This is a genomic window from Sphingomonas zeicaulis (assembly GCF_050433225.1).
Lineage (GTDB): Bacteria > Pseudomonadota > Alphaproteobacteria > Sphingomonadales > Sphingomonadaceae > Sphingomonas_D > Sphingomonas_D zeicaulis.
The window spans coordinates 1-21,213 of the sequence record NZ_JBNPXQ010000016.1 but is presented as its reverse complement, the minus strand read 5'-3'; the positions used below and the strand labels follow the sequence as shown (position 1 = coordinate 21,213).

General features: G+C 64.6%; 17 protein-coding genes and 1 tRNA gene. 12 read left to right on the top strand and 6 right to left on the bottom strand.

Annotated features, from left to right (window positions below):
• The first annotated feature begins 19 nt into the window (after positions 1–19).
• Together FHS96_RS28270 and FHS96_RS28265 are read left to right on the top strand one after the other, a co-directional pair.
• Positions 20–505 (top strand): ExbD/TolR family protein, encoded by a 486-nt coding sequence (locus FHS96_RS28270; RefSeq protein ID WP_429599872.1) that lies wholly within the window; start codon positions 20–22, stop codon positions 503–505.
• 37 nt (positions 506–542) lie between these two features.
• Positions 543–968 (top strand): ExbD/TolR family protein, encoded by a 426-nt coding sequence (locus FHS96_RS28265; protein WP_429599960.1) that lies wholly within the window; start codon positions 543–545, stop codon positions 966–968.
• Positions 969–1,530: 562 nt separating this feature from the next.
• Here the strand turns inward: FHS96_RS28265 and FHS96_RS28260 are convergent.
• Positions 1,531–2,739 carry an LL-diaminopimelate aminotransferase gene (locus FHS96_RS28260; RefSeq protein WP_429599869.1) on the bottom strand — a complete coding sequence of 403 codons (1,209 nt, stop codon included), beginning with the start codon at positions 2,737–2,739 and terminating at the stop codon, positions 1,531–1,533.
• Between the two features lie 147 nt (positions 2,740–2,886).
• On the opposite strand from FHS96_RS28260, the gene FHS96_RS28255 reads away from it, so the two are divergent.
• Positions 2,887–4,656, top strand: a complete 1,770-nt coding sequence (locus FHS96_RS28255; RefSeq protein ID WP_429599867.1) for a PHA/PHB synthase family protein — start codon at positions 2,887–2,889, stop codon at positions 4,654–4,656.
• Between the two features lie 121 nt (positions 4,657–4,777).
• Here FHS96_RS28255 and FHS96_RS28250 read toward each other — a convergent pair whose 3' ends face one another.
• A complete protein-coding gene (locus FHS96_RS28250) occupies positions 4,778–5,332 on the bottom strand; it encodes a hypothetical protein (RefSeq protein WP_429599864.1) in 555 nt (184 codons plus the stop codon).
• Here FHS96_RS28250 and FHS96_RS28245 point away from each other — a divergent pair.
• The 3 genes from FHS96_RS28245 to FHS96_RS28235 all read left to right on the top strand — a co-directional run bounded on the left by FHS96_RS28245 (position 5,298) and on the right by FHS96_RS28235 (position 6,917).
• Positions 5,298–5,738, top strand: a complete 441-nt coding sequence (locus FHS96_RS28245; protein WP_429599862.1) for a phasin family protein — start codon at positions 5,298–5,300, stop codon at positions 5,736–5,738. The genes FHS96_RS28250 and FHS96_RS28245 overlap by 35 nt on opposite strands.
• Positions 5,739–5,906: 168 nt before the next feature.
• Positions 5,907–6,233: an ATP-dependent Clp protease adapter ClpS gene (clpS, locus tag FHS96_RS28240; RefSeq protein WP_025295402.1), complete on the top strand. Its 327-nt coding sequence runs from the start codon at positions 5,907–5,909 to the stop codon at positions 6,231–6,233.
• Between the two features lie 393 nt (positions 6,234–6,626).
• Entirely contained in the window at positions 6,627–6,917 is a 291-nt protein-coding gene (locus FHS96_RS28235) for a hypothetical protein (RefSeq protein ID WP_429599859.1), read from the top strand.
• 179 nt (positions 6,918–7,096) lie between these two features.
• On the opposite strand, the gene FHS96_RS28230 is transcribed toward FHS96_RS28235, so the two are convergent.
• Positions 7,097–7,834, bottom strand: a complete 738-nt coding sequence (locus FHS96_RS28230; protein WP_429599857.1) for a Crp/Fnr family transcriptional regulator — start codon at positions 7,832–7,834, stop codon at positions 7,097–7,099.
• A gap of 174 nt (positions 7,835–8,008) precedes the next feature.
• On the opposite strand from FHS96_RS28230, the gene murA reads away from it, so the two are divergent.
• From murA to FHS96_RS28215, 3 genes are all read left to right on the top strand, one after another.
• Positions 8,009–9,295, top strand: a complete 1,287-nt coding sequence (gene murA / locus FHS96_RS28225) for a UDP-N-acetylglucosamine 1-carboxyvinyltransferase (protein ID WP_429599854.1) — start codon at positions 8,009–8,011, stop codon at positions 9,293–9,295.
• 193 nt (positions 9,296–9,488) lie between these two features.
• Positions 9,489–10,274, top strand: coding sequence for an IclR family transcriptional regulator (locus FHS96_RS28220; RefSeq protein ID WP_429599852.1), 786 nt, complete (start codon positions 9,489–9,491; stop codon positions 10,272–10,274).
• A gap of 307 nt (positions 10,275–10,581) precedes the next feature.
• Positions 10,582–10,800 carry a helix-turn-helix domain-containing protein gene (locus tag FHS96_RS28215; RefSeq protein ID WP_429599958.1) on the top strand — a complete coding sequence of 73 codons (219 nt, stop codon included), beginning with the start codon at positions 10,582–10,584 and terminating at the stop codon, positions 10,798–10,800.
• 51 nt (positions 10,801–10,851) lie between these two features.
• Here the strand turns inward: FHS96_RS28215 and FHS96_RS28210 are convergent, their stop codons facing one another.
• The 3 genes from FHS96_RS28210 to FHS96_RS28200 all read right to left on the bottom strand — a co-directional run bounded on the left by FHS96_RS28210 (position 10,852) and on the right by FHS96_RS28200 (position 15,787).
• Entirely contained in the window at positions 10,852–11,871 is a 1,020-nt protein-coding gene (locus tag FHS96_RS28210; RefSeq protein WP_429599850.1) for a cupin-like domain-containing protein, read from the bottom strand.
• A 1-nt stretch (position 11,872) separates the two neighbouring features.
• The gene (locus FHS96_RS28205) at positions 11,873–12,595 is read right to left on the bottom strand and encodes a SapC family protein (RefSeq protein WP_429599847.1); all 723 of its coding nucleotides are present in this window, start codon (positions 12,593–12,595) and stop codon (positions 11,873–11,875) included.
• A 90-nt stretch (positions 12,596–12,685) separates the two neighbouring features.
• Positions 12,686–15,787 (bottom strand): TonB-dependent receptor, encoded by a 3,102-nt coding sequence (locus FHS96_RS28200; protein ID WP_429599844.1) that lies wholly within the window; start codon positions 15,785–15,787, stop codon positions 12,686–12,688.
• A 565-nt stretch (positions 15,788–16,352) separates the two neighbouring features.
• On the opposite strand from FHS96_RS28200, the gene FHS96_RS28195 reads away from it, so the two are divergent.
• From FHS96_RS28195 to FHS96_RS28185, 3 genes are all read left to right on the top strand, one after another.
• Positions 16,353–18,800, top strand: a complete 2,448-nt coding sequence (locus tag FHS96_RS28195) for a glycoside hydrolase family 3 protein (protein WP_429599842.1) — start codon at positions 16,353–16,355, stop codon at positions 18,798–18,800.
• Positions 18,801–18,887: 87 nt separating this feature from the next.
• A tRNA-Thr gene (locus FHS96_RS28190) sits at positions 18,888–18,963 on the top strand.
• Between the two features lie 93 nt (positions 18,964–19,056).
• The gene (locus tag FHS96_RS28185) at positions 19,057–20,772 is read left to right on the top strand and encodes an SLC13 family permease (RefSeq protein ID WP_429599839.1); all 1,716 of its coding nucleotides are present in this window, start codon (positions 19,057–19,059) and stop codon (positions 20,770–20,772) included.
• Positions 20,773–21,213: the final 441 nt, after the last annotated feature.

Sequence of the window (21,213 nt, the reverse complement as noted above, 5' to 3'; positions counted from 1 at the left end):
GGATAGGATGTAGTTAAAGATGGGAATGAGTGTGCCCGGTGAGGGCGGTGACGACAAGCCGCTGTCGGACATCAACACGACGCCGCTCGTCGACGTCATGCTGGTGCTCCTCATCATCTTCCTGATCACCGTTCCGGTCGTTGTGCAGTCGATCGATCTCAAGCTGCCCGACGTGCGTCATGATCCGACCACTACCAAGCCCGAGAACGTCTCGCTCTCGGTTCGCGGCGGTCCCGGCGGCACTTGCGAGGTTTACTGGAACCAGACCCAGGTCAATTCCGAAGACCTGCTGCAGCGCGCCGTCAAGAAGCTGGAAGCGGAGATCAAGCGCCAGGGCGGGGTTAACAATCCCGACCTGGAATTGCCCGAAGCGCATATCCGCGGTGACGTGAACACGCCCTACCGCTGCATCGGTGGCGCGATCTTCACGATGCAGCGCGCCGGCTTCGCCCGCGTCGGCTTCATCTCCGAACCGCCCGCTGGCGGTCAGACGACGCGTCTCTGACGACGTCGCTCCCGAACAAGGAGTTTTCGATATGGCAATGAGTGTCGGGGCCGGCGGTGCTGACGATCCGATCATGGACATGAACACCACGCCGTTGATCGACGTGATGCTCGTGCTCCTGATCATGTTTATCATCACCATTCCGATCCAGACCCACGCGGTGAAGATCGACCTTCCGGTGAATTCGAACAGCTCGAATCCGCCGCCGATCGATCCGATCAAGAACAAGATCACGATCGATCCCGCCGGTGTGGTTTACTGGAATGGCGCTGCGGTCGATCTGGCGACGCTGCGCACCTATCTCGACCAGACCCGTCAGATGGCGCCCGAGCCCGAGCTGCACCTGCAGCCGGACGAGAACGCCCGCTACGACAAGGTCGATCAGGTTCTTGCAGTGATCAAGAAGTCCGAGGTCACCAAGATGGGTTTTGTCGGTAACGAGTTTTACGGCAAGGCCTTCTGACGACGCGCGCCTGGCGCGCGTTCGAGGATTGAAGTGAGCAGCGAAGGGGGCGGGCCGCAAGGTTCGCCCCTTTCGTCATTTGGAACGGGACGTTTTGAGGTGGGATCGCCGGTGTCCCATCAGCGTGTGATAAACGTCGGCGCGGTAGCGACGCGATCCACCCGGTCCGGGTATGGTATGGCTGCCGCGCCGGACTGGATATGACCTGTTCAGGCCCGGTCTGAGTCCATATCGAAGCAGGAATTCCGGCACCGCGGCCTTGAGCCGGAATCCCTTGGCTCTCTCCTTCGGGTCTGTGGATCCTTTCGGCGGTCCGGAACCCGCCGCTTCGGCCCGCGGCAAACCATGTCTGTCAGAGCGCAGGAAGCGGGATCCCGACGCGCGTCCGACGTCACGGGCTGCGTGGCTTTATCCGCTCAGTCCTGCGCTCCTTGCCCAAGGCCGGGCAGCACGGCGACCGCCAGCACCTTGCCTCAAGACATGTCGCAGGTAGCCCGAAACGAAACAGCCCGGCGGACAATGTCCACCGGGCTGCAACGCAAAGCCTGATGAGGCGATCGGATCACCCGGCGCGGCTAGCGCCGGCGTTCACGCCCATGCTCGCCAGATAGCGGCGAACGTTGCGCGCCGCCTGCCGGATGCGCTGTTCATTCTCCACCATCGCGATGCGGACATAGCCCTCGCCATCCTCGCCATAGCCGACGCCCGGCGCCACCGCGACGCCGGCATGGGTCAGCAATTGCTTGGAAAATTCCAGGCTGCCGAGATGCGCAAGCGCCGGCGGCAGCGGCGCCCAGGCGAACATGCTGGCACGCGGCGGCGGGATATCCCAGCCGGCGCGGCCGAAGCTCTCAACCAGCACGTCGCGCCGGCGCTTGTAGAGCTGGCGATTGGCCTCGATGATATCCTGCGGCCCGTTGATCGCGGCGACCGCTGCGGCCTGGATGGGCGTGAACGCGCCATAATCGAGATAGGATTTCACGCGGGTGAGCGCGGCGATCAGGGTTGGGTTGCCGACCGCGAAGCCCATCCGCCAGCCCGCCATCGAATAGGTCTTCGACAGCGAGGTAAACTCGACCGCAACATCCTTGGCGCCGGGCACCTGCAGGATCGACGGAGTCGGCACGCCGTCGAAATAGATCTCGCTATAGGCGAGGTCGGATAGCACCCACAGGCCATGCTCCTTGGCGAACGCGACGACGCGCTCATAGAAGGCGAGGTCGACGACCTCCGCGGTGGGGTTGGACGGATAGCCCATCACCAGCACCGAAGGCTTGGGCACGGTGAACTTCACCGCGCGGTCGAGCGCCTCGAAATAGCGCTCGTCGGGCGTGGTCGGCACCGAGCGGATGGTCGCGCCCGCGATGATGAAGCCGAAGGTGTGGATCGGATAGCTGGGGTTGGGCGCCAGCACCACGTCGCCCGGTGCGGTGATCGCCTGCGCGAGGTTGGCGAGGCCTTCCTTCGAACCCAGGGTCACGACGACCTCGCGGTCGGCATCGAGCTCCACGCCGAAGCGGCGCTGATAATAATTGGCCTGCGCGCGGCGCAACCCAGGAATGCCCTTCGACGCGGAATAGCCGTGCGCGTCGGGCTTGCGTGCCACCTCGCACAATTTGTCGATCACATGTGCGGGCGGCGGCAGATCGGGATTGCCCATGCCCAGGTCGATAATGTCCTCGCCTGCCGCACGCGCCGCCGCCCGCATCGCGTTCACTTCGGCGATGACATAGGGGGGGAGGCGTTTGATGCGGTAAAACTCTTCGGACATGGGACCTTCATTTCTCGGATGTAGCGGGAACCGTCCCGCGGTTCGTGCATAGGCGATTTGACGCCGCGCGTGAATTCCGCATTTTGGCCCGCTCGCCGGCGGCCGGATCGTGGCCGGGGACGTGGACGCGCTGAGAAGGAACACCGGATGACGGACACCAGTGAAACCCAGACCCCGATGGCGCTGGAAGACATTCAGCACTGGACATGGGTGTTCGGCCGCGCGCAGCAGATGATGCTCGATTACAGCCTGCGGGAGATCGAAAAGGCGCGGGGGAATAACCCCGAATCGCCGATGTCCGGCTTTGCCGCGGCGGGCGGCGCGATGCTCAAGGCGCAGACCGACTTCTGGTCCGACTCGCTCAAGCTGTGGCAGCGTTTTCTGATGCCGGAGGAGGCGCCCGCCGAGGCACGCGCGCTGTCCGATGAAATCGGCCGACGCGCCGATCGCGACAAGCGCTTCTCGGCGCCCGCGTGGCGTGACAGTCCGCTCTTCGATCTCGTCCGCCAATCCTATCTGCTGGTCTCCGATCATCTGCTGAAAAGCGTCGATGCGATCGACGGGCTCGATGCCAAACAGAAGGAGCAGATCCGCTTCGCGACGCGCGGCTTCGTCGATGCGATGAGCCCGTCCAACTTCCCGCTCAGCAACCCGGTGGTGATCGAAAAGACGCTGGCGACGCGCGGCGAGAACCTGCTCAAGGGGCTCGACCATCTGCTGTCGGATATCGGCCGGGGCCAGCTCACGCATACGGATAGCGGCGCGTTCGAGGTTGGGCGCAACGTCGCGGTGACCCCGGGCAAGGTGGTCAAGCGCACGCCGCTTTACGAACTGATCCAGTATCAACCGACGACGCCGCAGGTCATGCGCACGCCGCTGCTGATCTTCCCGCCGTGGATCAACCGCTACTACATCCTTGATCTCAACCCCGAGAAGAGCTTCATCCGCTGGGCGGTGTCGCAGGGGCTGAGCGTATTCGTCGTTTCCTGGAAATCGGCCGATGCCGGCATGAAGGATGTGACGTGGGATGATTATATCCTGCGCGGCCAGATCGACGCGATCGATACGGTGCGCGAACTGCTCGGCGTCGATGCCGTCCACGCCATCGGCTATTGCGTCGCCGGCACCACGCTGGCCGCCACGCTCGCTCTTCTTGCGGCGCGTGGTGAGGCGGACAAGGTGCGCAGCGCCACCTTCTTCACCGCGCAGGTCGATTTCGCAGATGCCGGTGACCTGACATTGTTCGTCGACGATGATCAACTTTCGGTGATCGACGCCCTCGCCAATGACGGCTTTCTTGACGGGCGCTATATGGCGGCCACCTTCAACCTGCTGCGCAGTCGCGATCTGATCTGGAACTATGTCCAGAACAACTATCTGCTCGGGCAGGATTATGTGCCGTTCGACCTGCTCTACTGGAACGGTGACACCACCAACCTGCCGGCGCTGTGGCACCGCGCTTATCTGACTGACCTCTATCGCGACAACAAGCTGGTCCAGCCCGGCGCGCTCTCGGTCGATGGCACGCCGATCGATCTGTCGCTGGTGAAGACACCCGCCTATATCCAGGCCGGCCGTGAGGATCATATCGCGCCGGTCCAGAGCGTATGGAAACTGACCGAGCATTTTACCGGGCCGATGCGCTTCCTGCTGGCAGGCTCAGGCCATATCGCCGGCGTCGTGAACCCGCCGACATCGGGAAAATATCAATATTGGAGCTATGAGGGAACCGCAGCGACGCTTTCCGAGTTTCTCGAAAAGGCTGTGGAAACCAAGGGTAGCTGGTGGCCGGATTGGATCCGGTGGATTGAAGCGCTTGATGATAATCGCGTTTCTGCCCGGGCTGCCCGTGTCCCAGGAAAGGGGCGATTGAAAGCTCTGGAAGATGCGCCGGGGAGTTACGTGCGCGCGCGCTAGAACTGCGCAGGGTTACGGCTTTACGACACTCGTATGACTTTATGCTGCACTGCACAAAACTGCTTGCAATCGTTGATTTGCTGGCGTAGTTGTGCGATGCAGCATAAAGCGTTTGGGAGTGTCAGATGCCCGACTCACCTGACAAGAAGCCAGTAAGCAGTACGAAGCCGAACACAGCCAAGCCGGCGGCGCCGAAGGCGACCGCGGACAAGCCTGTTGCGGCAGCGAAACCCGTTGCCGACAAGGCTCCTGCCAAGACGCCTGCGCCCGTTGCCGCAGCGCCGAAGGTTTCAGCGCCGGTTGCGCCGGCGAAGGCTCCCGTGCCGGCAGCGCCGGCCAAAGTTCCAGTGCCGGCTGCAAAGCCGGCCTTGAAGACCGCACCGGTGGTGGCCGAGGCGGTTCCCTCCAAGCCCGTCGCAGCGAAGCCGGTCCCGGCCAAGCCCGCGGCGGCACCCGTTGTCGCCAAGGTTTCCGAACCGCCGGCGCCGACCAAGCCGGAGCCGATGCCGGCACTCGATGTCGAAACAAAACCTGCCGCGTCGCCGGTTGTCGAACCGATCGAGGCTGCGAAACCCGAAGCTGCCCCCGCACCAGAGCCGGCGCCCGAAGTGGTGACGGCGTCGCAGAAAGGAATATTGAGCATGAACGAGACCGTGGCGAAGGTCGAAGAGACCACCCAGAAGCTGTTTGGCGATTTCAAGGAGCGTGCCACCGCTGCCTATGCCAAGAGCACCAAGCTCGCCGAAGAGAGCGTCGAGTTCCACAAGGCGAACATCGAGGCGCTGGTCGAATCGAGCAAGCTTGCTGCGAAGAACGCCGAGACGCTGGGTCAGGACGCCGCCGAGTATGGCCGCAAGTCGTTCGAGACGGCGACCGCCGCGCTGAAGGGCTTCGCGTCGGCCAAGACCCCGACCGAGCTGTTCAAGCTGCAGAGCGACTATGCCAAGTCGTCGTTCGACTCGTTCGTCGCCGAAGCGTCGAAGGCGAGCGAGACCTGGCTGAAGGTGACCAACGAGGTTTTTCAGCCGATTTCGAGCCGCATTTCGGTCACCGTCGAAAAGATGAAGACCGCCGCGCTCTGATCGCGATCGGTTTCGACCGGACGAACGGACGGCCGCTTCCCCCGGAGGCGGCCGTTTTCGTTAGCGCCTTTTCGCTGCCCGGACGGCATGTTGCGCCCTCCGCCCTTGCCCTCGGCGGCGGCAATGCCATATTCTGCCCCTATGCAGCAGCACCGGAATATCGTCGCGATGACAACGCGCAAGGATGGCGAGGACGAGGGGAACGGCCTGGGCGTCGCCACCCGCACCCGCACGCGGACTCGCAAGCCTTCGCTCTACAAGGTGTTGATGCTCAACGACGACTATACGCCGATGGAGTTCGTCGTCCTCGTGCTGCAGCGCTTTTTCCGGATGAACATGGAAGACGCGACTCGGGTGATGCTCCATGTTCACCAAAAGGGCGTCGGCGTGTGCGGCGTGTTCACCTATGAAGTCGCCGAGAGCAAGGTGGCGCAGGTGATCGATTTCGCGCGCGAGAACCAGCATCCGCTGCAGTGCACGCTTGAAAAGGCCTGATCGCCTGAGGCCCCGCGAAACGGTTTGAGATGGCGCCACTGCGGGGTGCGCTTCCCTGACGCTGGGGGATCGCCGCAGTCGTCGCCGCCATCTTTGTGATGGCGCTCTTTCTGATCAATGCATCCTGGCTGGTGCCCGTGCCGCAGGGCACGCCGGTGCTGCTCGCGCATCGCGGCATCCACCAGGATTTGGCCGCATTGGCCTCGGTTGCGACGGTTGCAGCGCGACGCGGATCCTGCTGCCGACATGCTCGACTCGATGTCCATCAATCACCGATGACGACTTCGCCGTGCTTTATGACGGGACGCCGGATTGCCGCACTGATGGCCTGGCGTGACGCGCGAACGGCGCATGGTCGATCTCAGGCGGCCGGATGTGGGCCGGGGTTTACGCATGACGGCGGCCGCCGCTTTCCCTCCGCGGCAAGGGCGTGGGGCTGCTGCCCAGCCTTACGGAGGTCATGGTCGCCTTTCCGGATCGCCATCTCATGATCGCTACAAGGGCCGTGATCCCGGCGAGGCGGATCGGCTCGTTGCCGATCTCAAGGTGCAGGGTCTGCTCGCCGATCGGCAAATGATGATCTATGGCCATGAAGGACTGGTGAAGCGCACGTCCGCACTTGCCCCCGCCGCGCGCGGCTTCACCAGCAGGGCGTCGCCGCCTGTACGCGTGGCTATCTTCTGACCGGCTTGCTCGGCGTCATGCCTGATGCCTGCCGTCATGGCGCGATCGCGGTGCCGATCGGTTGGCGCGACGTCGCCGGTGGCCGCCGGGTTCGATGGCGTGATAAGGGCCGATGCGGTCGAGCAGGTCGGACCAATATGGCGCCGGCGAAGGGCGAATGTCCGCGCTTACCGCAGCGCTCAACCCCGCGGTGCTGGAAACCAGCTCGTATCGAGTTCGGCGAAGCGATTGAAATAGGCGGAGGCCCTGGCCAATGCGCGCTCGTCCGTGATCGTGACCGAGCCGTTGCGTCGTTCGATCATGCCTTCCTCGGCCAACACGCGCATCATGCGGTTCACATGCACCGCGGTCAGCCCGGTGGCGTCGCCGATCTCTTCCTGCGTCAGGATCAGCTCGAAGCTGTTGGTCACCTCCTTGCGCATGAAGCGGATGCGATGGAGCATGTCGAGCAGCAGCGCGCCCACCCGCGCGCGCGCCGAGGTGCGGCCCAGCGAGGCGAGGCGGTCGGTCAGCGACACACGCTCGGCCTGCGATACCGCAAACAGCAGTGCGGCGACGCGCGGATGTTCGTCGAACACCGCGCGCATCGCCTGCTTCTCGAAGGGGCAGACCACCGCGTCGGTGATCGCGGTCAACGATTCGGGCGCATCGCGATAGGCGATGTTCGATGAACCGATCAGGTCGCCAGGGAAGTGCAGCCGCAGGATCTGGCGACTGCCGTCGTCCAGATAGACATAACTCATCATCCAGCCGTGACGCAGGATGTAGATCTCGTCGCTGCCGTCATTTTCCCGCCGCAGCATTTGCCCGCGCTTCAGCGTCCGCTCACGCTCTTCCAGCCTGGCGAGCGCTACACGCTCCTTGTCGGTAAGCTCAAGGAAATGGCCCAGCCGCTCGGCAAAACAGCTTCCCGTCAATGACCCCGCGCTCCATCCGTTGTTTGGCCCCCGTAACAACGCATGCGCACGGGTTTGGCTTCCGGCATTAACAATGATCAACCGCGGTAAAATATAGACGGTCCGGTCCAAGGCTTTGCGCGGCCGTTGATGGCTCGGGTTGCGGAGCGCAGCCTAATCGCGGATAGGCGGCTGATGGACCGCATCATCATCCGCGGCGGCCGGCCGCTCGCCGGGCGCCTTCCGATTTCTGGAGCCAAGAACGCCGCGCTGACGCTGCTGCCATGCGCGCTGCTGACTGACGAGCCGCTGACCTTACGTAACCTGCCGCGGCTGGCCGATGTCGACAGCTTCGGCCACTTGCTCAACCAGCATGGCGTGTCGACCACGGTCGAAGGCAGCCGGCCTGACGATTTCGGCCGGGTGATGACGCTGCGCGCCGCCAAGATCACCTCTACGGTCGCGCCCTATGACATCGTCCGCAAGATGCGCGCCTCGATCTTGGTGCTGGGCCCGCTCGTCGCGCGGGCAGGCGAGGCGACCGTCTCGCTGCCCGGCGGCTGTGCGATCGGCAACCGGCCGATCGACCTCCACCTCAAGGCGCTCGAAGCGCTGGGTGCGGAGATCGAACTGGCTGCGGGCTATGTGAAGGCGACCGCGCCAGGCGGACGGCTGCCCGGCGGCAAGGTGATCTTCCCGTTCGTTTCGGTGGGTGCCACCGAAAATGCGGTGATGGCGGCGGTGCTCGCCCGCGGCCAGTCCGTGATCGAGAATGCCGCGCGCGAGCCCGAGATCGTCGATCTGTGCCGCTGCCTCGTTGCGATGGGCGCATCGATCGAAGGAATCGGCACCGAAACGCTGGTGATCGAGGGACGTGAGCGGCTCTATGGCGCCACCTATCGTGTCATGCCCGATCGCATCGAAGCGGGCAGCTATGCCTGTGCGGCGGCGATCACCGGGGGCGAACTCGATCTGGTTGGTGCGCGCGCGGAGGATATGACCGCGGTGCTGGCTGCGCTGCGCGAAGTAGGCGCCAAGGTCGAAGAGCGCGCCGGCGAGGTGATCCACATCTCCGCCAACGGCGGTATCCATGGCATCAACCTGTCGACAGCACCCTATCCGGCGTTCCCCACCGACATGCAGGCGCAGTTCATGGCGATGCTGACGCTCGCCGATGGCGCCAGCCTGTTGACCGAGACCATTTTCGAGAATCGCTACATGCACGTGCCCGAACTGGCTCGCATGGGCGCGGACATTCAGGTTCAGGGGCGCAGCGCGATGGTGCGCGGCGTGAAGGAACTCACCGGTGCGCCGGTGATGGCAACCGACCTGCGCGCCTCGATGAGCCTTGTGCTTGCCGGGCTCGCGGCCCGGGGCGAGACGCAGGTGCAGCGCATCTATCACCTCGATCGCGGTTATGAGCGGCTCGAGGAGAAGCTGCAGGCGGTGGGCGCGGATATCGAGCGGATTGGCGGCGACTAAACGCAGGCAGAGGGGGCGATTTCGGCCCACACTGCGCGCCGGATTTCCACACCCTGAGCTTCAGCCCTTTGTCGGGCTAGGCACTGGCATCGACAACGACTAGTTTCTTTCGCCGATGAAACATGCGGGAGGGTCATTCCCGCATGTGCCGGGGGCAGGCCAGCCAATCAGGCCAGAAAATCAGGGGTAATGGATGTCGGTGCAGGTGGAAGAACAGGGCAAGGATGCTGGCATCAAGGGCGCGCAGACGCTGATGCGCGCGCTCGACATACTCGATGAGGTGATCGGCGGCCCGGTGAAGGCGGTCGAACTGGCGCGCAAGCTCGATCTCAGCAAGACCACGACGCATCGTCTGGCGCAGGCGCTAAAGTCGCGCGACTATCTCGCGGCGACGCGCGACGGCTATTCGCTCGGCCCCAAGTTGCTGCAACTCGGCGCGATGGCGCTGGAGCAGACCGACTTCGTGCAGGTCGCTCGCCCGTTCATGGAGGCGCTTTCCGATCGCACCAGCTTCTGCGTATTCGTCGGCAAGCGCGAGGGCGATTGGTCCCGCCACCTCGAGCGTGTCACCGGGCGGCAGCGACTGCGCGTTTCGACCTCGCCGGGGGATCGGCGGCCGATCGTCGAAACCGGCCTCGGCAAGGCGCTGCTGCTCGACGAGGATCTCGCGACGCTCGAAAGCATCTATCGCCATGTGAAGGGCGATGCGTTCGAGTCGCCAAAGATGGCGGCGTGGCTGGATGAGATGCAGGGCCATATCAGCCGCGGCGTCGTGCTCCACAGCAGCGATCTGGGCGATGGCGTGCGCTCGATCGCGGCACCGGTGCGCGATGCCATGGGCCGCATCTGCATCGCGCTGTCGATCGCAGGCGCCGCGCTTTATCTCAGCGACGATGTGATGCAGTCGCTGTCCGAAGAGGTGCAGCGCACCGCCGCCGAGATCAGCGCCGCCTGCGGTCATCGGCCCATCGCTCGTTGATCCTGCGTTCATGGGTGCTATTGCTGTCGCACAATAGAGGCATCATCATTTTGCCGGCGGCAGCAGTTGTTCCGTGATCGGCGCTCCATCGGTCGAGATGCCCCGCATCGCGCACCATAAGGATCTGATATGTTAGAACATATGGCGATGGTAGCGCTAATTTCCATTGACCTCCGCCGGGCCCGCGCCTAGCATTTTTCGTTGAAAGAGCGGCCATAGAGCCGTCCGCGCAACGGCGCGATCAGGGATAGGGAGGGAATGTTCAATGGACATTCAGGCCAATGGCGCCGGTCGCCATTCTGACAGCATGGATCGCGATAGTGTGAATGCCGCTCACCTCACGCCGGCGCAGGTCCGCGTGATGCAAGGCGTGCGCTCGGGTATGATCAACCGCCAGATCGCGGAGGATCTTGGCATCGCGGAAGCAACCGTGAAGGCGCACATGACCGCGCTGATGCGCAAGCTCAACGTCCGCAACCGCACGCAGGTGGCGATCATGGCTCAGAGCCTGGCGGAACTGCAGTAAGGACGGCGGACCATCTTTCCGCTGCGGCGCGCAGAGGCGGCGGGGAAGATGTTATCGGTTGAGCCGGCTCAGCAACTGCGCCCTCAGCCGCCGCGCGGCCGCGGGATCGAGTGGGGCCGTTAGTGCCCCCCGCACAGGGTCGGGCAAGTGTGCGCCGGCGCGATCCGCGGTTCCGAACACATAATAGTCGAACAGCGCACGCCACGCCGCCTTTTCCTCAGCGGGGCGGTCGCGCAGGCTCAGCAGCGCATGGAGCAAGGTCGTCTGTGGATTGTCCGCATGCGCGGGGGCTTCGTTCCACCAATAATTGACGAGGATGTTGAAGTCGGCGCGCGCCTCCACCTGGTGCCACCACAAGGCCGGGTAGATCAGCGCGTCGCCAGCTTCGAGGTCGGCGACCACGCTCGCCGCCACCGCGTCGCGATAGCCGGGATAGCGTGCGAAATCAGGCGCGGCGGGATTGACCATCGAGACGACCTGGCCGCCCGGGGTCGGCTCCAGCGGACCAGGATAGAGGTTCGCGATCTGGTCGGGCGGGAACAAGGTGAACCGGCGGCGGCCGGCGACGCAGCAGGCGACGTTGTTGGAAATGTCGTAGTGCGCCGCGGCGACGGTGCGATTGCCGATCCAGATGCTGGCGAGCGGCGCGTGCGTGGCGATCGGGCCAAGCGGCAGGTCATTCTCCGCGCGGAAGCCGGGCAGATAGAGGTCGAGGTCGGTGGAGCCGATATAGAGCGCCGGCGCATCGGCCGCGCCGGCGCTCGCCTCGAGGCGAGCGAGAACCTCGCCGAGCGGCACGCGCGTGGCGGTGAAGTTTAGCCCGGCCAGCGTTTCGTCATAGAAGAAACGGCCGCCGATTTCGGGAGGGCCGGTGTAGACGGTCACCGGTCGCGGACCCTCGAAACGCTTGAGCTGCGCGATCGCCTCGGCGTCCGAATGCCGTGCCGCGGTAACGATCGGCCAGTCGGCCGCCACGCCGCGCAGGATCACCGGTTCGCCGGCGGCGATCAGCGCGGCGAACGGAATCGCGTCCGCCGCGACGTCGTCGATCGCGCGCGCCGTCCGCGCCATGTCAGCCGCCGTCCCGCTGCCGCTTGAGGTCGATCAGCCGATGGACGTTGCCGAGCGACGCCGAGGCCAGCATCGCAGGCCTCAGGAAGCCGGCGCGGTTGAGGCTTTCGAGCGCGTCGCCGGACAGCGCTGCCAGCCGATGCTCGACCACCGCATGGACGCCGGGCACCGCATAATGCCGCTCCTCGTCGAGTGCGACATCGAGTTCGACCGGTTCGAGCAGGCCATGCGCATCCCAGGCAGCGTAGAGCGGCTGCGCCATCTCCATGCCCAGATAGATCGTCCTCAGCGTCGCCGAGACCTGTTCCAGCGCGGGTGCATTGCCGCCCTGCGGCAGGAACAGCGGCACGCCCTCGTCGCGGCCGATTCGTGGATCGTCGAGATCGACATGGATCATCGGTTCGCGCCGGTTCGGATCGTCGGCGGCCGGCGTCATCACGATCGAGAAGGGGCCGCGCCGGAGCAGGGCCGGCACGTAGCGCGTCGTCCAGCCGGCGGGCCCGAGGGACAGATTTTCGTCCCGGTCGAGGCCGAGCAGCACCACCGCCTGCACCGTGCCGGCCTCGTCACGCCGGAACAGGATCGGAAAATCGCGCTGCGCCTCCTCGAACTCGGTCGGGAAGACGAGCATCTGGTTCACGGCATCGCCGAAGCCGGAATGGTAGCCGGGCCGGACCCTGAGGTCATGATGGTCGATATTGTTGAGAAGCACCTTGTTCGTCACGGACGACCTTCAACATAGCCTGCCGGCGAACTTAATCGATGGCGGTGGGAAAGGAAGGGCGCGCCGGCTCGACGCGCCCTCCCGCTTGGCTCAGAACCGGTAGCGCGCACCCACAAGGATGCGGGGCTTCAGTTCCTGCGCGAAGTAGAGCTGCTTGGTGTCGCGCGCATAGGTGCGCACCGGTTCGCTCAATATGTTGATCGCTTCCAGCGACACCGCGATATTCTCCGTGATGTCGTAGCTGAGATTGGCGTCGAGCGTGCCGAACGGCGCGTAGAACACCGGGTTGCGACTGCCGCCGCGGTTGGTTGCCGAGAGATACTTGTCGCGCCAGTTGTAGGAGACGCGGGCCGACGCGCCATATTTCTCGAAGATGCCGGTGATGTTGAAGCTGTCGCTCAAGCCCACCAGCGCGAACACGTTCTGCGTCGGGTCGGCACCGACATCCACGCTCACGTCGCCCGAAACCTTGGTGAACGACCCGGAGACGCCGAAGCCGGTTTCCCCGAAGAAGTGCTGACCCTGGATTTCGAAGCCGTGGATATTGCCCTGGCGGTTGTTGATCGGCGTCGACACCGAGAACTCGAACAGCGGATCGGTACCGTCGGCAAGAACGTCACGCCGCGCCAGAACCTGATCGACGAATGCCTGATCGAGCACGCCATTGTTGATGTTGGCCTGGAGCTGGGCGGTCGCGGCGGCAAGATTGCCGTTATTCTCGTCGAGCAGCGCGGTCAGCGTGAACAGGCTCACATCGCTGACGGTGATGCCCAGCGTCTGCAACTGGGTGAGCGCCGTGCCCGAGCGTGTGCCCGGCGCGCCCGTGGTCGGATCGCGCAGGCCGAACAGGTTCAGCCTTTCCTGCCCGACGCCGACGAAATTCTTCACCTTCTTGGCAAAGAAGCCGACCGACACGTAGCTGGACCGTGCATAATAATATTCCAGCGAGATGTCGAAATTGTCCGAGACCAGCGGCTTCAGGTTGGTATTGCCTTGGCTCCCGGTGGCGACGCCGCCCAGCGCCGTGGGTCGGTTCGGTCCGTTGGCGGACTGGGAGGCAAACAGATTGCCATAGTCAGGCCGTGCGAGCGTGCGGCTGTAGGATGCGCGCGCAACGACATTGTCCATCGGCTCGATCTGGAAATCGATGGCGGGCAGCAGATTGCTATATTCGCCCTCCTGCGTCCGTTCGAGCGAGTTGGTGGTTACGATCCGGCTGAAATCATTGTCCGAATCCCATTCGATAATGTCGGGCAGCGCGATGATCGCATAGGCATCCGTCTTCGTGTTCTCGTAACGCGCGCCGACCACGAGGCTGCTCGGCCGGCCCATCAGGTCGCCCTTCCAGGTGAACTGGGCATAAGCCGACCAGATCTTCTCGTTGATCCGGTCAAAGTCGCGGCCGGTGACGTTGATCGGGTTGCCCGCGGTGACATAGGCGTCGGCGAAGGCTTCATACAGGTCGACGGCATTGCCGCGGAAGGCGATGTCGTTGCCAGTGGGGCTGTAGCGATCGAACTTGCAGCTCATGCAGAAGGGCTGCAACAGATCGCCCGCGAGACGCTGGACGTCGCCGACCTGGGTAATGCCCCAGTCGCCCAGCGTCTGCTGGGTCTGGATTCGCGCACTGGTCATCCGCGAGTCGATATAGGTGGCGCCGATGTCGAAGCGGCCGCCGCCCTCGAACTCCCAGCCAAGATCGCCGCGGATCTGATTCAACCGGTGCCGCTGCGTCGAACTGTTGGTGCGCTGCACCTGCGTGCCGAGGTCGCCGATATCCAGCACGCCATTGCCGTTGCCGCGCGTGCGGTCGTTCAGCGTCCAGTTCTGCTGGGGGATCTTGCCACTATAATCGACGGAATGGCCGTCGACCACGGGTGCGCCAAGGCTGACGAGCGTCGAGCTCGCGCCGTTGCGCGCATCGGGAAGGCTCGACGACTTGGAATGGTTGCCGTCGAGGTTGAGGGTCAGGCCCTCGCCGATTTCCCAGCTCGCATTCAGGCCGTAGGATTCCAGCTCGGTCTTGGTCGCACGATATTGCTGCTCGAAGCCGATGTCCTTGACGCCGTAGCGCGAACCTTCTTCCAGATAGACGGCAGTCGCGATGACGGGGTTGTCGTCGAAGCGCACGCGATCGAAGGGGCGGTTGAACCAGTTGCCCTGATCCGACCGCGCTTCGCTGATCTTGTTCTGGGCATAGATGACGTCGGCGGTCAGCGTCAGCGTTTCGACCGGCTTGAACTGCAGGGTGGCCGAGGCATTGATACGTTCGCGCGACGATTCCGAATAATGGTAGCGGCTGTCGTTCGGGATCGCGACCAGCGTGTTGGGGTCGGATGGCGCGTTCTCGATGATCGTGTCAGCGGCGCGTCCGGGCATGTCCGCAAAGCGCGCGACGTTCCAGTCGTTGGAGGTCGAACTCGCGGCCGCCGAATCGCGCTTCTGATAGGCGCCGAACAGCGAAACGCCGAACCTGTCGTCATCGTCCGACCAGCTCAACACGCCCGACACTTCCGGATTCACTTTGAAGTCGTCGTTGCTGGTGTCGTAAAGCGCCTTCGCGCCGATTGACCCGGTGAGGCCGCTGTCGCGGCGGTCAAGCGGGCGTTGCGTCACGACGTTGATGGTGGCGCCGATGCCGCCCGAAGGCAGCGCCGAACGGCCCGTCTTGTAGACTTCCAGGCGGGACACGCCCTCCGAGGCGAGGTTGGAGAAGTCGAAGGATCGGCTGGTCGCGCGCGAGAAATCGACGTCCTGGTCGCCGCCGACGGTGTTGGTGTCCGACGTCGCGATCTGGCGGCCGTTGACAGTCACCAGGTTGAACTGCGGGCCGAAGCCGCGGATCGTCACGCGTGCGCCTTCGCCGTTGCGGCGGTCGATCGACACGCCCGGGATGCGCTGCAGCGATTCCGCGAGGTTGGTATCGGGAAACTTGCCGATGTCCTGCGCGGAAATCGCGTCGACCACGCCGGTCGAGTCACGCTTGATGTCCATCGACGCTTCAAACGAGGCGCGCAGGCCGGTAACGACGATGTCCTGCTCGTCCGCCACCTCGGGTGGCGTTGTCGGATCCGCCTGTTGCGCGTGGGCGGTGCCCGCGGAAACGGCAAAGGCCGTCAGTGACATGCCGAGCAGCAAGGCGCGCGACAATCGGCGCGTGCCGGGCGCGGCGGTGACGTTGAACGCAATCATGCCCATTCCTCCCCTTTTTCCTGACCGGCGCAAACTGTCCCCGTTACGCCGTTTCTGCTGAGATAGCGCTACCATTGACCGCTACATCAACACGCTATCATGCGGCTGGAGGCTGTCAATAGAACCGCCGGAAGGCGCCAAGAGAATATCGGCGATAACTCTGAGTAAAATCCACCGATCACGTAATCGAAATGCAGCTTTTCCCTAAGGGTTACCGCGATATCTCAGTGCGTTTCAGAGCGGCCGTACTGATTTCTTTGTGTTGCCGATTTGTCATAAGACCAAGGTCGTAGATTACGACCTTGGTTGTAGGATATGCGCACTTGCCGCACTGCAACAAATATAGAAAATGATGGTAAAGTCGTGTTGTTGCGGGCCCCGAACGCGGATAACCCGAGCGGCTTCTGAGTACGGATTGCGCAACCACACGCTGTGCCCGGCCTTGAACGTGAGCGATAACATGTGCGAGGTGGAAGCCGGTCGATCCGTGATGTTGTCACGCGAGGAAATTCGATAAAGTTTGGCCGGATGCGGCCAATGGCACAAGGGCAGGAGAGAGATGGGCATGCGGACCGGACTGACGCGCACCGCGGTTATCGCATTGGTTGCCGGCCTTGTTGGCCTGGGCGGGGCATCGGCGCAGGCGCCGGGCGCGCGCGGCGCGGCGCATCCCGACGCGTGGCCACGTGCCGCAAGCCAAGGGCTTGTCGATCCGGCGACCGAAGCACGCATCGACAAGCTGCTCGCGGCGATGACTCTTGAGGAAAAGATCGGCCAGATGATTCAGGCCGATATCAGCGCGATCACGCCCGAGGATCTGCGAAAATATCCGCTGGGCAGCATCCTCGCGGGAGGCAGTTCGCCGCCGATCGGCAAGCCGGACAGGTCGCCCGGCAGCGACTGGGCGGCGACCGCGCAGGCGTTCAACGCCGTCGCGATGGCGCGGCAATCGAAGCATGAGCCGATCCCGCTGATCTTTGGCATCGATGCGGTGCACGGCAACAACAACATCGTCGGCGCCACCATCTTCCCGCACAACATAGCGCTCGGCGCGGCGCATGATCCCGAACTGATCCGCCGCATCGGCGCTGCGACCGCCGCGGAAACCGCCGCCGCCGGCATCGACTGGGCGTTCGGTCCCACCCTCACCGTACCACAGGACGATCGCTGGGGCCGCACCTATGAAGGCTATTCGGAGGATCCGGCGCTGGTCCGCGGTTATGCCGCGGCGGCGGTGGAGGGGTTGCAGGGCAAGGCTGGGCAGGGGCGCATCCAGGATGGCCACGTCGCCGCCAGCGCCAAACATTTCCTGGGAGATGGCGGCACGAAGGACGGCATTGACCAGGGCGATGCCGATGTGTCGGAGGCGGTCCTCGTCGGAACCCACAATGCCGGCTACCCGCCCGCGATCGATGCCGGGACGATGACGGTGATGGCCTCGTTCAGCAGTTGGCAGGGCGAAAAGATGCACGGCAATCGCTCTTTGCTGACCGATGTGCTCAAGGGGCGGATGGGGTTCCAGGGCTTCATAGTCGGTGACTGGAACGGCCATGCGCAGGTGACCGGCTGCACCAAGACCGATTGCGCCGCCACCTTCAACGCCGGGCTGGACATGGCGATGGCGCCAGACAGCTGGCAGGGCCTCTATGACGCCACCTTGCGACAGGCGCGCGACGGCACCATCCCGATGACGCGGATCGACGATGCGGTGCGCCGCATCTTGCGCGTGAAGCTGAAGCTGGGGCTGTTCGAGACCGCACGGCCGATGATCAACCGCGCCGGCGTGGTCGGTGCGCCCGCGCATCGCGCGATCGCGCGCGAGGCGGTGCGCAAATCGCTGGTGCTGCTCAAGAATGAGGGCGTGCTGCCGATAAAGCCAGGCGCCGACATCCTCGTCGCGGGGCCGGGTGCTGACGATATCGGCATGCAGTCCGGCGGCTGGACCTTGTCGTGGCAGGGGGACGGCAACAGCAATGCCGATTTCCCCAATGGCCAGTCGATCTATGCGGGCATTGCCGAAGCGACGAAGGGCGCCGGCGGCCGCGCGACGTTGAGCGTCGACGGCAGCTTCACTCGCAAGCCCGATGTCGCGATCGTGGTGTTCGGCGAGACGCCCTATGCAGAGATGCGCGGTGACATCCGCTCGCTCGAGTTTCAGGCCGGCGACAAGGAAGCGCTGGCGCTGCTGAAGAAGCTGAAGGGCGCGGGTGTCCCTGTCGTCTCGGTGTTCCTTTCGGGGCGGCCGCTGTGGGTGAACCCCGAACTGAACGCGTCGGATGCGTTCGTCGCCGCCTGGCTGCCCGGTACTGAGGGCGGCGGCATTGCCGACATGCTCATCGCCGGGGCCGACGGCAAGCCGCGGCACGATTTTACCGGGAAGCTTTCCTTCTCCTGGCCGAAGACCGCGGCGCAGTTCGTGCTCAACCGTGGCGCGCCCGGCTATGATCCGCTGTTCGCGTTCGGCCATGGCGCAAGCTACGCCCAGCCTGCGCGCGTGGGGAAACTGAGCGAGGTTGCGGGGATCGATGCCTCTGTCGCCAACACCAGCCTGTTCTTCGCCAAGGGCAAGGTGCCGGCACCGTTCCGGCTGACCGCCGGCGCCGTCACCCAGCGCGCGGTCGACAGCGCCACCTTGCAGGAAGGTGCTGCGCAATGGACCTGGCCGGCGACCGGCAAAGGCAGCGTGCGAATCGAAGGGCCGTCGCTCGACCTGACGCGGGAGAGCAATGCCGATGTGCAGGTGCAACTCACCTATCGCCTCGATTCGCCGGCACGCGGGCCGGTGCGCATGGCGCTGGGCGCAGGGGTGGTCGACGTTGCACCGGCGCTGGCGAAGGCTGGCAGCGGCTGGCAGGTGCTGCGCGTGCCGATCAAATGCTTCCTCGATCGGGGGGCGGACGTGACCAAGGTCACCGCGCCTTTCGCGCTGGAAGCGGATGGGCCGCTGACGATCAGCGTCGCCGACCTGCGGCTGGCGGCGGATCCGACGGGCGCGTTCTGCCCGACGAAGTGATCGTCACGACACCTCTTGTCTCACCGCGCCGCCGCTGGTAGGGGCGGCGCTCCGGCGGGCCATGGGCCTGTGCCGGTATGTGGTTCGGCCGCTTTAGCTCAGTTGGTAGAGCATCGCATTCGTAATGCGGGGGTCACAGGTTCGAGTCCTGTAAGCGGCACCACTATTCCAGCGTTTCAGAGAAGCGGGTCGACCTGCACGCGCGCCGCGAATATCGTCGGTGCCATGGCGGCAATTCGATCTTGGCCATCGCCGCATGAGTGACGCCGCGCTGTGCGCGCTGATTCTCGTGGCGACGCTCGGCCTGTTCGTGTCGGAGCGGGTTCGTCACGATCTGGTGGCGTTGCTGGCGCTCTTTGCCTGTCTGCTGCTTGGCCTCGTTCCGATCGATGAAGCCTTTGTCGGGCTCGCCGATCCGGCGGTGGTCGCGGTTGCCGCGATTCTCGTTGTCGGCCGTGCGGTCGAACTTTCCGGCGTGGCGGCCTTTGCCGCGCGGTGCCTGCTTCCCGCGCGGGCGCCCTTCGCCTTTCGGCTGGCGATGCTGCTGGCATTGGGGGCGGCGCTCTCGGCCTTCATGAACAACATCGCCGCGCTGGTGATCACCATGCCCTTGGCGGCCGAGGTGGCACGGGATGCGCGGCGTTCGCCCACCGCCACGCTGATGCCGCTGGCCTTCGCGACGATTCTCGGCGGGATGACCACTTTGATCGGAACGCCCGCGAACCTGATTCTCTCCTCGGTGCGCGAACAGCAATTGGGCGCACCGTTCGGCTTCTTCACCATGACGCCGGTGGGATGCGTGGTCGTGGTGGCGGGGCTCGCCTATCTGGCGCTGATCGGCTGGCGGCTGTTGCCCGTACGCGAAGCGACCGAGCGCGCGCGCAAGCGGCCGTGGCGCGTGTTCGAACTGGATGCGGATGCGCCGGTGGCGGTCGCCGATCTGCTGCCACGGCTGAGAGCTGCGGGGGCGCGGCTGCTCGCCACTCACCGGGATGGGGCGCCGGGCAGCGCCGGCCTAGTCGATGCGGGGGATCGCCTGCTGCTGCTCGCGCGACGGAACCAGTGGGAGGTTGCGGAGGATCTGGGGCTCAGGCCGACGATGCACCACCGCGATGAGGATCGCGCGGTGACGACGCGCTTCGTCGTCGGCTATGGTTCGGATCTGATCGGGCTGTCGCACGCGGCGATCGCGATCCGTTCGGAAGGGGCGCTGGCGGTCGCCGCGGCGGGGCCGCGGGCCGCGCGTGAGCGGCAGCCGCTCGGCCGGTTGCGGATCGCGGCGGGCGACCAGCTCTTCATCCGGGGTGTGCCGGAGCGGCTGGCTGAACTCGCATCCGTGTCACGCCTGCTCGAGATCGATCGATTCGATCCGCAGCCGGTGCCGCCGCGCCGCGCGGTGCTGACGATGGCGATCTTCATCGCATCGATCCTCGCCATCGTCATCGGCGGCATATCGCCGGCGATCGCCTTCCTCGGCGCCGCGGTCGCGATCACGGCGGCTCGCCTGCTGCCGGCAAAGGAGGTCTATCGCTCGATCGACTGGAGCATCATCGTGCTGCTCGCAGCGATGATTCCGGTTGGGCGCAGCTTCGAGACATCGGGGGCTGCGGCGATTGCGGCGCAGATGATCGGTCAAGTGCTGGCAGGGATGCCGCTCGTCGGCGTGCTCGCGGTGCTGTGCGGTTTGACGCTGCTGCTGTCGATCTTCCTCAACAATGTCGCCACCGCGATCATCATCGGGCCGCTCGCGCTGGACGCTGCGACGCTGCTGGGCATCCCACCGGATGCCGCATTGCTCGCAGTGTTGATCGGCGCCTCGTCCGATTTCCTGACCCCCATCGGTCACCAGAACAATCTGCTGGTGATGGGGCCGGGCGGATATCGTTTCCTGGACTATGCGCGGATGGGGGCGCCGCTGGTCGTGATCGTGGTCGCAGCGGCGGCGATCACCCTGTCGCTCCTTTATGGATAGACGGCAGGCGAGGGCGGCCGAATCAGCTCGGCTGAGACGGTGAATCGGGCGAACGCCAGCAATGGCGGGGTTTCAGCGCGCTTGAGGGCGCCGAGACGGTGAAGCGATCATGATGCGATTCGGGATGGGCGCTGGCGGACCGTTGCAACGGAGACGATCCGAACGCCCGATTTTCCTGGCTTTTGTGGGTCTGTGCAACAAAATTGCAAAAAGACGTTGACCGGTGGGAACCGTCTCCATATATGCCCTTTCACCGCAGCGGGGCGCCACACTGGCTCCTACGGCGGTCGCAAAAATCGAGACGCCCGGTCACCCCGGTAAAACGGGGGAAGGTTGGGCGTCTGCATTTTTCGCTCTTTGACATTGTCGATTTGATGAAGGGACATGTGGGCGGCGGCTCCATGCCCGGGAGCTTCAAGGTCCCGGTGTTATGGTTAAACA

Excerpts from the sequence above, each read along its gene's own strand:
- FHS96_RS28270 (WP_429599872.1), top strand. The coding sequence starts at position 20 with ATGGGAATGAGTGTGCCCGGTGAGGGCGGTGACGACAAGCCGCTGTCG.
- FHS96_RS28265 (WP_429599960.1), top strand. The coding sequence starts at position 543 with ATGAGTGTCGGGGCCGGCGGTGCTGACGATCCGATCATGGACATGAAC.
- FHS96_RS28260 (WP_429599869.1), bottom strand. The coding sequence starts at position 2,739 with ATGTCCGAAGAGTTTTACCGCATCAAACGCCTCCCCCCCTATGTCATC.
- FHS96_RS28255 (WP_429599867.1), top strand. The coding sequence starts at position 2,887 with ATGACGGACACCAGTGAAACCCAGACCCCGATGGCGCTGGAAGACATT.
- FHS96_RS28245 (WP_429599862.1), top strand. The coding sequence starts at position 5,298 with ATGAACGAGACCGTGGCGAAGGTCGAAGAGACCACCCAGAAGCTGTTT.
- clpS (WP_025295402.1), top strand. The coding sequence starts at position 5,907 with ATGACAACGCGCAAGGATGGCGAGGACGAGGGGAACGGCCTGGGCGTC.
- FHS96_RS28235 (WP_429599859.1), top strand. The coding sequence starts at position 6,627 with ATGACGGCGGCCGCCGCTTTCCCTCCGCGGCAAGGGCGTGGGGCTGCT.
- murA (WP_429599854.1), top strand. The coding sequence starts at position 8,009 with ATGGACCGCATCATCATCCGCGGCGGCCGGCCGCTCGCCGGGCGCCTT.
- FHS96_RS28220 (WP_429599852.1), top strand. The coding sequence starts at position 9,489 with ATGTCGGTGCAGGTGGAAGAACAGGGCAAGGATGCTGGCATCAAGGGC.
- FHS96_RS28215 (WP_429599958.1), top strand. The coding sequence starts at position 10,582 with ATGGATCGCGATAGTGTGAATGCCGCTCACCTCACGCCGGCGCAGGTC.
- FHS96_RS28210 (WP_429599850.1), bottom strand. The coding sequence starts at position 11,871 with ATGGCGCGGACGGCGCGCGCGATCGACGACGTCGCGGCGGACGCGATT.
- FHS96_RS28200 (WP_429599844.1), bottom strand. The coding sequence starts at position 15,787 with ATGATTGCGTTCAACGTCACCGCCGCGCCCGGCACGCGCCGATTGTCG.
- FHS96_RS28195 (WP_429599842.1), top strand. The coding sequence starts at position 16,353 with ATGCGGACCGGACTGACGCGCACCGCGGTTATCGCATTGGTTGCCGGC.
- FHS96_RS28185 (WP_429599839.1), top strand. The coding sequence starts at position 19,057 with ATGAGTGACGCCGCGCTGTGCGCGCTGATTCTCGTGGCGACGCTCGGC.